Origin of the sequence: Ruegeria arenilitoris (genome assembly GCF_013030985.1) — a bacterium.
Taxonomy (GTDB): domain Bacteria; phylum Pseudomonadota; class Alphaproteobacteria; order Rhodobacterales; family Rhodobacteraceae; genus Ruegeria; species Ruegeria arenilitoris_B.
The window spans coordinates 782,942-795,502 of sequence record NZ_WPYP01000001.1 but is presented as its reverse complement, the minus strand read 5'-3'; the positions used below and the strand labels follow the sequence as shown (position 1 = coordinate 795,502).

The window sequence follows — 12,561 nt, the reverse complement described above, 5'->3', positions numbered from 1 at the left end:
GATGTTTGATCTGGGCTGGACCGAGCTTCTGGTCATCGGCGTTGTCGCCCTGATCGTTGTGGGGCCTAAGGACCTGCCGGTGCTGTTTCGCAATGTTGGCCGCTTTGTCGGCAAGGCCCGTGGCATGGCGCGCGAGTTTTCCAGCGCCATGAACGAGGCTGCCGATCAGGCGGGCGTGAACGAGATCAAGAAGGGTCTCAACGCGGCGACCAACCCTGTGGGCAGCGCGATGGATGGCGTGAAAGAGGCTGCGCAGGATCTGGCGAAAAGCATCGACCCGACCAAGTTTGACCCTGACAGCGAGACCGGCAAGCTGGCCGCTGAACGGGCCGAACAGGCCAAGAAGATTCAGGCCTCGACCGCACGGGCCGCTGCTGAACGCAAGGCCAAGGAAGCTGCTGACGCGCTGGCCAAGGCTGAAGAGGCCGAAGCCGCGCTGAAAACCGAAAGCAAGACATGACCAAAACCGACGAGATCGAGGACAGCTCGGCCCCATTGATCGAGCACCTGGCGGAGCTGCGCACGCGGTTGATTCACTGCGTCGTGGCGTTTCTGGTCGGCATGATCATCTGTTTTACAGTGGCCACGCCGCTCTTCAATTTCCTGACTAACCCGCTGTGCAGTGTTCTGGCTGAACGCGGACAGGATTGCGGGTTGATCTTCATCTCGCCGCAAGAGGGGTTCTTTGTCGCCATCAAGGTCTCGTTGCTGGGCGGCTTCATCCTGGCCTTTCCTTACATCGGGATGCAGATGTGGCGGTTCGTGGCGCCGGGCTTGTACAAGTCGGAAAAGAACGCGTTCCTGCCGTTCATGCTGGCCTCGCCCTTCATGTTCCTGCTGGGGGCGAGCTTTGCGTTCTATGTGGTCACGCCGCTGGCCTATGACTTCTTCCTTGGCTTCCAGCAATTCGGGGCTGAAGGTGAGGCCGTGACCGAAGGCGCAACCTCAGCACCGCTGAGCGTGGTGTTCCAGGGCTCGGCGCAGGAATACCTGAACCTGACGATCAAGTTTATCGTAGCCTTTGGCCTGTGTTTCCAGCTGCCGGTTCTGCTGACCCTGATGGGCAAGGCGGGACTGGTTACCGCCGAAGGGCTGGGCTCGGTGCGCAAATACGCTGTGGTCGCCATTCTGGTACTGGCCGCGCTGGTGACCCCGCCGGACGTGATTACGCAGATCATCCTGTTTGTGGTGGTCTACGGGCTCTATGAGGTGTCGATCTTCCTCGTCGCCCGGGTCGAGAAAAAGCGCGAAGAGCAACTGCGCGCAGACGGCTACTATGACGACGAAGAAGAAGAGGCCGACGAAGAGATCATTCTGGAAGAAGACGGCAAGTAATCCTGTCGGTTGCATACAATCAGGCGCGTCCTTCCGGGCGCGCCTTTTTCATTGCGGCTCTTGTTGTGCCGGGCTGAACATGGTTTGAACCCCGCAAGACAAGACCGGAGGCTCTAATGGACGACCAATCCCTGAACCGCATCGCCAACGCGCTGGAACGTATGGCGCCAGCCCCTCTGGCTGCGCCGGATTTTGCGGCAGCCCCGGCCTTTGTCTGGCACGTGGAACCTGATCGGCTGGAGCCGGTCACGCAGGTCAACCGCGTCGATCTGGACCTGCTGGTCGGTATCAACCGCTCCCGCGATACGTTGTTGGACAACACGCGCCGGTTTGCGGCTGGCTTCAAGGCCAATAACGCTCTGCTTTGGGGCGCGCGGGGGATGGGAAAATCCAGTCTCGTCAAAGCGGTGCATGGTACGCTGCAGGCGGATTTCCCCGACCTGAAACTGGTCGAACTGCAGCGCGAGGACATGGGCTCGGTCGCGCGCCTGCTGAACCATCTGCGCGCTGCGCCGCATCGGTTTATCCTGTTCTGCGATGACCTGTCCTTCAGTCACGATGACCAGCACTACAAATCGCTCAAGGCGGTGCTGGACGGCGGTATCGAAGGCCGCCCGGAAAACGTCGTCTTTTACGCCACCTCGAACCGCCGCCACCTGATGCCGCGGGACATGATCGAGAACGAGCGTTCAAGCGCCATCAACCCGTCCGAGGCGGTCGAGGAAAAGGTGTCGCTGTCCGACCGGTTTGGCCTGTGGCTGGGCTTCCACCCCTGCGATCAGGACGAATACCTCGCCATGATCGACCGCTACTGCGCGGCCTACGGTGTGTCTGTCGCCCCCGAGACCCTGCGTGCCGAAGCCATCGAATGGCAGGCCACACGCGGCGCACGCTCGGGCCGCGTGGCTTGGCAGTTTTTTGTCGATCTCGCCGGGCGCAACGGCGTTCACATCGCGTAACCCGTCCGCTTCATCTGGCCCAAGATACCTCCGCCAGAGGCATGGCCCAAAGGGTCATTCCTTACAGCAACGCCAGAATACGCGCGGCCTCATCCGCTGTGCTGGTCAGCACATCCCGATCCTCACCGGGATGGAACCGGGCGCGCACAGCTGTTGGCATCGGCTTGGGCTCGACAATGGTCACGCGTGGACCGGTCCGTTCGGTTTCCAGCGCCCAGCTGCGCGCAAGCGCCATCTGAGCGGCCTTGGTCGCACCATAGATGCCATAGAATTTTTCACCCGCTTTGGGATCGTCGAAGAACACCGCGTGGCCCGCCTCACCCAACAGGGGAGAGATATAGGGGATCAGGACCGACGTGGCCGTTGCGTTGGTGTTGACGGCTTTGGTCCATTCCTTCGGGTCGATGAAGTGCGTGGGTGTCAGGGCGGATGTGTGAACTGCGGTATGCAGCCACAGGTCCACCTTGCCCCAACGGTCATGAATGCCCCGGCACAGGGTCGCCATGGCATTCGGATCAGCGATGTCCATGGGCGCAAGCGTTGCTGCGCCGCCTTTGGCGCGGATGCGATCATCCAGCTCTTCCAGCCCACCGGTGGTGCGGGCAACGGCGACGATGTGATATTCGGGTACCAGCGCCTCGGCCAGGGCAGCGCCCAGCCCGCGAGAGGCCCCGGTGACGAGGGCAATTTTACTCTGATCGGTCATGACAGCGGTTTGAACCCCTGCGCGCAGGGCGTCAAGCCGGTTTAGCTGCCGGGAATAGCGATGCGCTTGGTCTGGCCGCTTTGTCGCAGCATCACGCCGTCGTCATCAATGGCGACCACGGTGCTTGATGAAACCCGGCTGCCGGGCTTGACCTCTTTCACGCGCCCCGAAGACATGCGCACCAGAGCGCGCATATCCGATTTCGGCCCAAAGACCCCCAGAACGGACACAGAGCTTTTGTTCAGTGCGCCCTTTTGCGTGGCCGCACTTTTGACGGTTGCGTTTGACATGAATTCCGGCTCGGCCGAGGTGACCCAGCCCCTTGTTAGGAGTGGTTGGTTGCCGCTGGCCTAGCAAACCGGAACCGCGACTAAAACCCCGGACGAAGGGCGAGAATACGGCGGGTTTCACTACCCCGCCGAAGCCCTTGCGATTGCAATTTCTTCATCGAAGGGTTGTGCGCGAAAACCCACTCATGAGCCGGTATGCCGGATAGAAAAAGGCCCACATCGCATCAGCGAAGCGGGCCGAAAGCTTTATTGATTCGGTTCTGACCTTACCCCGAGGCCAGTTTCGCCGCGTTCCAAGACCCTCCGGGCACCTGCATATCCTTGCGCTTTTTGCTGACGCGGCTGCTGTTTTCCAGGCTGTCCAGATAATCGTCGCTGACGCTGCCGGTGATGTAATTGCCGTCAAAGCAGGAACAGTCGAAGGCCTCGATCTCGGGGTTGCCTTCCTTTGCGGACCAGATCAGGTCGTCGAGGTTCTGATAGAACAAGGCATCCGCCCCCAGTTCCTGCCGGATCTCTTCGATCTCTTTGCCATTGGCGATCAGTTCATGCTTGGTGGGCATGTCGATGCCGTAGACATTGGGGAATTTCACCGGCGGTGAGGCGCTGGCGATGTATACTTTTTTTGCACCGGCGTCGCGGCACATCTGCACGATCTTCTTGATTGTGTTGCCGCGCACGATCGAGTCGTCGATCAGCAACACGTTGTGGCCCTTGAACTCCAGCGGTACCGCGTTCAGCTTGCGACGCACCGATTTCTGACGCTCTTCCTGACCGGGCATGATGAAGGTCCGACCGACATAGCGGTTCTTGACCAGACCCTCGCGGTAGGGGATGCCGGTCGCCTTGGCGACCTCAAGCGCGACAGGGCGGGCGCTGTCGGGCACGGGAATGATGCGGTCGATATCAAGACCGGCGGCCTCGATCTGGCGGGCCAGAGTTTGCCCCATGCGCATCTGGGTTTTGTAGACCGAAACACCGTCCAGCAGCGAGTCAGGCCGTGCAAGGTAGACATATTCAAAGATACACGGCGTCAGTTGCCCTTCGACCGCCTGGAACGTGTGCATGTTGCCGTCCAGATCGATCAGGATCGCTTCACCGGGTTTGACGTCGCGCAGCTTGTCAAAGCCGTTGATGCCGAATGCCACGTCTTCCGAGGCAAAGGCATAGTCGTCCCCTTCGCCATCCACATCGCGCTTGGCGACAGACAGCGGGCGGATGCCATAGGGATCGCGGAAGGCCAACATGCCGACACCGGCAACCAGACAGATCACCGAATAGGCGCCCTGAACCCGTTCCATCGTCATCTTCACACCGGCAAAGAGGTTGCGGATGGGTTCGGCATTGCCGTTCACCTTGATCGCGTCGGCGACCTTGTCGGCCAGCACGTTCAGCAGAATCTCGGAATCAGAGGTGGTGCGCAGGTGGCGGCTGTATTTGGCGGTCACCTTCTCGCGCTGTTCGGCGGTGTTGGTGATGTTGCCGTTGTGGACCAGATAGATGCCATAAGGCGCGTTCACAAAGAACGGCTGCGCTTCGGCTGCACTGAGCGAACCGGCGGTGGGGTAGCGTACATGACCCATCCCGATCTTGCCCAAAAGGGTCTCGGCGTCCTGTGCGTTGAACACGTCCTTGACCAGACCGTTGGCTTTCTTCTCACGGAAGAATTCGCCGTTAAAGGTGACGATGCCCGAGGCGTCCTGGCCCCGGTGCTGCAGCATCAGCAGCCCGTCATAGATTTCCGCAAAGACATCATGCGTCCTGCTTGCGATCCCCAAAATCCCACACATCTACGGGCTCCAACTTCTACGACGTTTTGACTAGCGATGATGATCTGAACATCTGCATGGATGTACCTGTACGCCTTGCTGCCATCCCGGCTGCTGGTGCAGACGCGCCATCGTCACGAGGGCGAGCGCGAAAGAAAACAGGGTCAGCAAGATCGGCGGCTCCGATTCCATGTCAGTTCGGCCTCCACATAATGCCTAACGGGGCCTGTGTCATCAAAGGATCACAATTGTTGTTTCCTACAGGTGTATTTTGCCAGACACGGCATCAAAAGGTGACATGGGCACAGGCTTATGGTGTCATGGCGAAAGTCATGAGTAATTTCATAAAATCAGGTTCGATTGGGGCAATGCCATGTGGCAACACAAGCAAGGAACAAAAAAGGAAGAACCTGTAAAACGCAGGTGCCATCGGTGCCGCGGTATGGGACGCGCGCCGTGTCCAATCTGCAATGGAGCGGGAGAGGTCCTCAAAAGCCGCGATATACACGGCAAACCTATAATGGGTCGCTGCGAAGGGTGTTTTGGCCTGAAAACCATCAGATGCACTGTCTGCGCGGGCGAGGGTTTTGTTAGTTAAAACCTGACATGCAGAAGCTAAAAAAAACGCCCGGACAAAGCCGGGCGTTTTTTTCTTATTCGGTTGTGGCCGGTTCAGTGGTGGTCGGGGCTGCTGGTTCCTCGGTAGTCACAGGACTGCCGTTGCAGCTTGCCACAAGCTCTTCATATTGCTGGGTAACCCAGCCCAGAGCCTGTTCGGGGTTCTGCTCTTCGATCCGGTCGCTGAACTGTTCGAACACTTTGGCCGAGCGGCTTTCGTCGACGATCGTATAAGACTGGCCGGTCATTACGGTGTCGTAGACAAAGAAGGCGATGGCGACCAGCAGTATGCCGCGTGCAATGCCGAAGAAAAACCCAAGTGCCTGGTCCAGCCCGCCAATGGCCGAGCGCTGAACGATCGACGAAAACAGCGGTGTAAAGATGCTGACGACGATCAGCGCGATGGCGAAAACGGCAGCAAAGCCGGTGATCACCGACAATTCGCAGCTGTCGCGCAGGAAATCTCCGACCACCGGGATCTCTTTCACCAGCGGTACGGCCTTGGGTGCAAAAATGAAGGCCAGAATTGCGGCTGCGACCCAGCCCGCGATGGCCAAAACCTCACGTAAAAATCCGCGTGAATAGGCCAGCAGGCCCGACACGACGATGATCAGGGCAACCACCCCGTCGATTATTGTAAAACCTTCCATGGCCCTCGCCTGTATTTTTTTCAGCCCCTCAAGGCGTTACCTTAACCTGCTCCGAAGGTTTCGCCAACAAACCCAACCAAATCAGAGGGTCGGGTGAGTGTCAGACCTGCCACAGTGCCGGTTTTGCCGCCCGCCGGAGCGATGGCCGATGTGAAACCAAGTTTTTGGGCTTCTTTCAACCTGTTTTCGGTCTGTGGGGCCGGTCTAAGCGCCCCGGATAACGAGATTTCTCCAAAAACAACGGTATCGGCGGGCAGAGCTGTGTCTTCTCGGGCACTGAGCAGGGCGGCTGCTACCGCCAGGTCAGCCGCGGGTTCGCTGACCTTCAACCCTCCGGCCACGTTCAGGTAGACATCGAGTCCCGCGAAGGGGATGCCACAGCGGGCTTCGAGAACGGCGAGGATCATTGCCAGCCGCCCGCTGTCCCATCCAACCACCGTGCGGCGGGGCTGTGAATGCGGAGAGGGGGCGACAAGTGCTTGCAATTCCACCAAAACAGGGCGGGTGCCCTCGATTCCGGCGAAAACGGCCGAACCGGGGCTGGGGGTGCCGCGTTCCGACAGGAACAGGGCTGAGGGGTTTGTGACCTGCGCTAACCCTTTGCCGGTCATTTCGAACACGCCGATCTCATCAGCGGGGCCAAAACGGTTTTTCACGGCGCGCAAGATGCGGAACTGATGGCCGCGTTCACCTTCGAAATAGAGCACTGTGTCTACCATGTGCTCGACCACGCGGGGGCCTGCGATCTGGCCTTCCTTGGTGACATGGCCGACCATGATGATTGATACGCCGTGTCGTTTCGCAAACGTGGTCAATTCATGCGCTGCGGCCCGGACTTGTGACACTGAGCCGGGGGCGCTGTCCACATTGTCGGCCCACATGGTCTGAATCGAGTCGATGATGGCCAGACCGGGTTTTTCAGCCTCAAGCGTCGTCAGGATGTTGCGCAGGTTGGTCTCAGCCGCCAGTTGAACCGGCGCGTCCTCGAGCCCCAGACGGCGGGCCCGCATTCGAACCTGCGCACTGGCTTCTTCACCGGAAACATAGATGGTTTTGACGCCCGCACGGGAGAAGCGCGCCGCGGCCTGCAGCAGAAGGGTGGATTTGCCGATGCCGGGGTCGCCGCCGACCAAGAGGGCCGAGGCAGGGACAAGGCCGCCACCCAGCACACGGTCCAGTTCCTCGACCCCGCAGAGGGTTCGGGGTGGGGGCGTTTCTTCGGTGGACAGGTCGGTGAGGGCGATGGACTGGCCGCGTTTGCCACCGAGAGATTTCTTCGCGGGACCAGCGGAAAGGGGGACGTCCTGCGAAATGGTATTCCATTCACCGCATCCGTCGCAACGCCCGGACCAGCGCGAATGTGACGCGCCACAGGCCGAGCAGGAGAAAGTCGTCTTTGCCATGCCGCCTTGGTGCCCGAGGACGGGCGGTTCTTCAAGCCCTTGCAGGGCTTTCATCTCCGCCGATGGGGTGCCGCGTCCTCAGGCCCCAAGGGGCCATCGTCCGAGGCAGGCACTGACGTGCCTATTCTGCGGCGCGAGGGGGCGACATTGCGATGACGCTGGACGCTTTGGACGTTTTGTCTTTGGGAGGCGCCTGCAACTGCGCCGACAATTCCGGCAGCAGTTCGAACAACTCATCCCGCAGGCGGGTCAGTTGCGACTTGGCAATGGTTTCCTCCATCTCGACGTCGTGGGTCCATTGGCGCAGTTCGTTCTGGATTACCTGCGCTTCTTCGATCCGTTTCTGGAACTGTTCGATTTCTTCCTGGCGCTGTTGCAGGAACGTCCGCGCACGATTGACCCGAGCGTCGCCATAGGTTTCGGCCAACTCGTGGCTAAGTTGGCTCATCTGAGCCGCAAGCTCCAGAATCTCGGGCTCAAGCGACTGCAGGTCGGGGTGATGGCGCAGAAAGGCCATCCGTTCTTTGACCGCGTCGAACTCGGACGACATCATGAACAGGCCTTCACGATCTGCGGCATGGGCCATCTGATAGGCCGCAGAGATATCGTGCATGTTCAGGGCGAACTTACGATGGTTGTTTTCCAGCGCCATCATCCGCGCATTGGCGGGCAGATAGAAGGCCAGCATCAGAATCAGAACGGTCAGGCCAATCTGAACGTACATCCCGGCATCGGTGACCGTGCCGTCACCGAACCCCGCCTGCATCGAGAGCCAGGGCAAAACACCCAGGGCGGACAGGAGTGTGGCTGAGACGGATAGTAATGCGGCTGTGCATATAAGGAAAAATGTCAGTCTTAAAAAGGCATTCTGAAATTGCAATGTCATAGTGTGGAGGGCGGTCATGATCGACGAACTCCTTCTGGAACCGGTTAACACCAAGCCCAAGCGGAGACACCTAAAACACACAGAATGATCCGCTGCGGACCCGTAAACTACAAATTCTTACTGCTCGAAATACTAAGATGATACTCAGATGAACGTTTTCAATCAATTAGCTCTGAGGATTTCGTGAACTGCGTGTCATTTCGGTAATCTGGCCCAGTGCGATCGAGGCCAGAATGCAGGCCGTGAACAGGTATAGACCCCATGCGGTTTCAATGGTGGCGTAGGAAATTCCCTTGGCCAAAGTGATGTAAAGCGCGATCAGGAAGATGTCGGCCATGGCTAGTTTGCCGAGGATGTTCAGCGCGGGTTGGACGCGCGCATCCAGCAGGTCCCATTGGATCAGAGCGGTGCCGATGGTTTTGATGTAAGGCGCGAAGAGGGCGAAGATGGTGACGATCAGCGCCAGGAAGACGTCGGATTTCCAGAGCGATTGCAGGCCGGTGATGACGCTGATTTCCGACAGTCCGAAGATCGGCAGAAGGCCCGCGCGCATCAGCGGGGCAAACCACGCGATGGGGTAGAGGATCAGGAGCGAGAGGGTGGCGAGGCGGAGGGTCATTCCATTTCGCTGCTCTTGTCTTCAATCTGTAGTGGATCTTCGTCTTTTTCGATTGATAACGCTTGTTTTCTTTGACCTCGTACAGTGTTAGATAGCTGCTCAATTCTATCGAATGCGGGCTTTGCTTTTTTTCCAGCCTTTCCTAAACTATCCCCCAAGTCGACGATTTTCCCTAGTACAAGATGAAAGTTGCTTATTTCCTTGTCTACTTCGGCCTGTACTGAGTTTACGGCCGATAAGACACGTCGTTTCTGGTCTTTGTCCATCCAAGTACTATCGTGAACCTCTGTTCGAAGTTCACCAATTATGCTGTGGATTTTATTGCGGTGCTCACCGTCGAAAGTAATCGCCTCTGAGAATTCTTCTGTTGGATCGCCGTATTCAAGGACTACTTGTTCTTCAATTTTTTTACTTAGAATGAATGTTTTCCAACGTACAACGTAGTCGTTGTACCGCCCGGCAATATCACGCATTTGATCTTGTTCATCACCGGCGGGTGGGTTTTCTGGGTATTCAAAACCCAAACGCTTCGCAGCAAATCTGAAGCGAGTATCTGCAAGCAGGAAACCCGGATAGTAGTTTTCATTCCAAATTTCTGAATTGCTGTTTTTGCTCTCTTCAGAGCGTAAAGTGTCAAATTCGGAAATATGCTTTAGAAGCTTTTCATAGTCCTGATTCATTCTCTGCCTTTCTTATCTCACCGCCTCAATCGGCCCGTCAGCGCTCCCACTAATGAACTGCTCGACATAGGGATCACCCGAGGCATCCATCTGGCTTACCGGGCCGGTCCACTGGATGACGCCGCCGTGCAGCATGGCAACGTTGTCGGCAATGGCGCGGACGGAACTCATGTCGTGGGTGATGGTCATTGCGGTGGCGCCCATCTCGGTTACGATCTCACGGATCAGGTCGTTGATGACGCCGGACATGATTGGATCGAGGCCAGTGGTGGGTTCGTCGAAGAAGATGATCTCGGGCTCCGCGGCGATGGCGCGGGCGAGGCCGACACGTTTCTGCATCCCGCCCGACAGCTCGGAGGGGAACCGGTCAGCCACGTCGGATTTCAGACCCACCCGGCGCAGTTTCTCGATGGCGATCTCGCGCGCGTATTCCCGCGGACGCTTGAGTGGGCCGCGCAGCAGGCGGAAAGCAACGTTCTGCCAGACGGGCAGCGAGTCAAACAGGGCGGCCCCCTGAAACAGCATCCCGAACCGGGCCAGAAAGGCATCGCGGTCGCCTTTGGTCGCGTCCTTGCCGTCCACGTAGATCATGCCGCTGTCGTGCTTGATCAGGCCCAGAACGCATTTCAGCGCCACCGACTTGCCGGTGCCCGAACCACCAATGATAACCATCGACGTGCCCTTGGGAATCTCAAGGCTCATGCCCTTCAAAACCTGATTGTCGCCAAAGGCTTTGTGTACATTCTCCATCCGGATCATAGCGAGAAGAACACCCCTGTCAGAATGAAGTTGGCGGCCAGAATCATGATGGCGGCGGATTCGACCGAGGATTTGGTCGCCCGGCCCACACCTTGCGCGCCTCGGCCCGAGTTCATGCCGTAGTAACAGCCCATCAGGGCGGCGATCAGGCCGAAGGTCGCGCCCTTGGCCAGCGAGGACAGGATGTCGTGCGTTTCAAGAAAGTTGACCGTGTTCTGCAAATAGGTTGCAGCGTTGAAGCCGAGGTTTTGGGTGGCCACCACATAGCCGCCCGCGATGCCAATGATGTCGCCGATACCCACCAGCAGGGGAACGGTGATCAGCGCCGCCAGAACGCGCGGGGCGGTCAGGTATTTCATCGGATGCGTCGACAGCGTGACCAGCGCGTCGATCTGCTCGGTCACTTTCATGGTGGCGATCTCGGCTGCGATGGACGAGGTCACGCGAGCGGCAATCATCAGGCCGACCAGAACCGGGCCAAGTTCGCGCACCATACCGATGGCGACGATCTGCGGCACCACGGCCTCGGCATTGAAACGGGCGCCACCGGCGTAGATTTGCAGGGCCAGCGCGCCGCCGGTGAAGATGGCGGTCATGCCGACAACCGGCAGAGACAGCCAGCCGATATTCATCAGTGCAACCAGGAACTCGCGCGGGTAGTAGGGCGGCCGGAAGATATGCGAGATCGCATCCACCGAAAACAGCGCGACTTTGCCGAACGTAGCGAACAACGCAAGGACCGTCCGGCCCAGACCGCCCAGCAGGTTGAGAGGATTCATTCCACGTAGCCCCGGGAATAGCGCGCGCCAAGCGAGGTGAGGATTTCGTACCCGATGGTGCCTGCGGCCTCGGCCAGATCATCGACGGTTTGATGGCCATTCAGAATGCGCAGGCGTTCGGGGTCTTCGGGCAGATCGGTGACGTCGACAGTGATCAGGTCCATCGAAATCCGGCCGACCACGGGGCAGGGCTTACCGCCAGCGAAGGTGTCGATACCGCCACCAATGGCGCGGTGCAGACCGTCGGCATAGCCTGCGGCCACGGTTGCGATACGCGAGGGGCGTCGGGCGACCCAGCTGTTGCCGTAGCCGACGGATTCTCCGACCTCGACCGCGCGCACCTGAACGACGGGCAGATCGACCGTCACCACGGGTTTGGCGTCGGCAAAGGGCATGCCGCCGCAAAGGCCAACACCGGGGCGGCAGAAGTCGAAATGGAATTCGGGACCCAATAGCGTGCCGCCGGTGGCCGCCAGCGACCGAGGCGCTGTGACGCCATCCGTCATCTCGCGGAAGGTTTTCAGCTGCTGGCGGTTCATCGGGTGGTCGGGCTCATCCGAGCAGGCGAGGTGCGACATGACCACGGCCGGGTTCAGCGGCTCGGCCTTGGGGCGCAGCGCGGCCCAGTCGGCGGGTTCCAGACCCAGACGGTTCATGCCGCTGTCCAACTGAATGCCAAAGGAGTGATCCGGCAGCGCCTGCTGGTGACGCAGGAACTGTTCGGGCGAGTTGATCAGCGGCGTCAGGTCATGATCGCGCAACAGATCGGTGTCGCCCTCCATATGGCCCGAGAAAACGCCGATCATCGGACCGGGGCCAATGGCCTTGCGCACGGCGACGCCTTCCTCGGCGACGGCAACAAAAAACTTGCGAACGCCTTCCTCGGCCAGGGTCGCGGATATCGGCCCGGCCCCCAGACCATAGGCGTCGGCCTTGACCACGGCGCCGGTCTCGACATCCGTTTTTGCGTTGAGCGCCCGCCAGTTGCTGGCCAGCGCCTGAAGATTGATCGTCAAACGTGCGGTACTCATGGTGCTGTTCATGACATTGGAGCGCGGCAGGTCAAGGGGGAATACGGCAATTCTTGTGTCTATCGTGGCTATACTGC

Annotated in this window: 14 protein-coding genes; 3 read left to right on the top strand and 11 right to left on the bottom strand. The window is 59.1% G+C overall.

Going from position 1 to position 12,561, the window contains the following annotated elements; all coding sequences use genetic code 11:
* The first annotated feature begins 1 nt into the window (after position 1).
* The 3 genes from tatB (at position 2) to GOX88_RS03885 (ending at position 2,294) form a co-directional block, all read left to right on the top strand.
* On the top strand, positions 2-460 hold the full coding sequence (gene tatB / locus GOX88_RS03895; protein ID WP_170328916.1) for a Sec-independent protein translocase protein TatB: 459 nt from the start codon (positions 2-4) through the stop codon (positions 458-460).
* Positions 457-1,335 carry a twin-arginine translocase subunit TatC gene (gene tatC / locus GOX88_RS03890; protein ID WP_170399418.1) on the top strand — a complete coding sequence of 293 codons (879 nt, stop codon included), beginning with the start codon at positions 457-459 and terminating at the stop codon, positions 1,333-1,335. The genes tatB and tatC overlap by 4 nt, the downstream gene beginning before the upstream one ends.
* Positions 1,336-1,451: 116 nt before the next feature.
* On the top strand, positions 1,452-2,294 hold the full coding sequence (locus GOX88_RS03885; protein ID WP_170399415.1) for an ATP-binding protein: 843 nt from the start codon (positions 1,452-1,454) through the stop codon (positions 2,292-2,294).
* A gap of 61 nt (positions 2,295-2,355) precedes the next feature.
* Here GOX88_RS03885 and GOX88_RS03880 read toward each other — a convergent pair whose 3' ends face one another.
* From GOX88_RS03880 to alr, 11 genes are all read right to left on the bottom strand, one after another.
* A complete protein-coding gene (locus GOX88_RS03880; protein ID WP_170399412.1) occupies positions 2,356-3,000 on the bottom strand; it encodes an SDR family NAD(P)-dependent oxidoreductase in 645 nt (214 codons plus the stop codon).
* 41 nt (positions 3,001-3,041) lie between these two features.
* Positions 3,042-3,290 (bottom strand): hypothetical protein, encoded by a 249-nt coding sequence (locus tag GOX88_RS03875; protein ID WP_170399409.1) that lies wholly within the window; start codon positions 3,288-3,290, stop codon positions 3,042-3,044.
* A 266-nt stretch (positions 3,291-3,556) separates the two neighbouring features.
* Entirely contained in the window at positions 3,557-5,080 is a 1,524-nt protein-coding gene (purF, locus tag GOX88_RS03870; RefSeq protein ID WP_170399406.1) for an amidophosphoribosyltransferase, read from the bottom strand.
* A gap of 632 nt (positions 5,081-5,712) precedes the next feature.
* On the bottom strand, positions 5,713-6,327 hold the full coding sequence (locus tag GOX88_RS03865) for a CvpA family protein (RefSeq protein ID WP_254436146.1): 615 nt from the start codon (positions 6,325-6,327) through the stop codon (positions 5,713-5,715).
* A 41-nt stretch (positions 6,328-6,368) separates the two neighbouring features.
* Positions 6,369-7,730 (bottom strand): DNA repair protein RadA, encoded by a 1,362-nt coding sequence (gene radA / locus GOX88_RS03860; RefSeq protein WP_170325145.1) that lies wholly within the window; start codon positions 7,728-7,730, stop codon positions 6,369-6,371.
* Between the two features lie 121 nt (positions 7,731-7,851).
* Positions 7,852-8,634, bottom strand: coding sequence for a DNA repair protein (locus GOX88_RS03855; RefSeq protein WP_170399403.1), 783 nt, complete (start codon positions 8,632-8,634; stop codon positions 7,852-7,854).
* Positions 8,635-8,782: 148 nt separating this feature from the next.
* The gene (locus GOX88_RS03850) at positions 8,783-9,235 is read right to left on the bottom strand and encodes a paraquat-inducible protein A (RefSeq protein ID WP_170399400.1); all 453 of its coding nucleotides are present in this window, start codon (positions 9,233-9,235) and stop codon (positions 8,783-8,785) included.
* Positions 9,232-9,915, bottom strand: coding sequence for a hypothetical protein (locus GOX88_RS03845; protein WP_170399398.1), 684 nt, complete (start codon positions 9,913-9,915; stop codon positions 9,232-9,234). The genes GOX88_RS03850 and GOX88_RS03845 overlap by 4 nt, the downstream gene beginning before the upstream one ends.
* A 12-nt stretch (positions 9,916-9,927) precedes the next feature.
* Positions 9,928-10,674 carry an ABC transporter ATP-binding protein gene (locus GOX88_RS03840; protein WP_170399395.1) on the bottom strand — a complete coding sequence of 249 codons (747 nt, stop codon included), beginning with the start codon at positions 10,672-10,674 and terminating at the stop codon, positions 9,928-9,930.
* A complete protein-coding gene (locus GOX88_RS03835; protein WP_170399392.1) occupies positions 10,671-11,453 on the bottom strand; it encodes an MlaE family ABC transporter permease in 783 nt (260 codons plus the stop codon). The genes GOX88_RS03840 and GOX88_RS03835 overlap by 4 nt, the downstream gene beginning before the upstream one ends.
* Positions 11,450-12,484, bottom strand: coding sequence for an alanine racemase (alr, locus tag GOX88_RS03830; protein ID WP_170399390.1), 1,035 nt, complete (start codon positions 12,482-12,484; stop codon positions 11,450-11,452). The genes GOX88_RS03835 and alr overlap by 4 nt, the downstream gene beginning before the upstream one ends.
* Positions 12,485-12,561 lie beyond the last annotated feature (77 nt).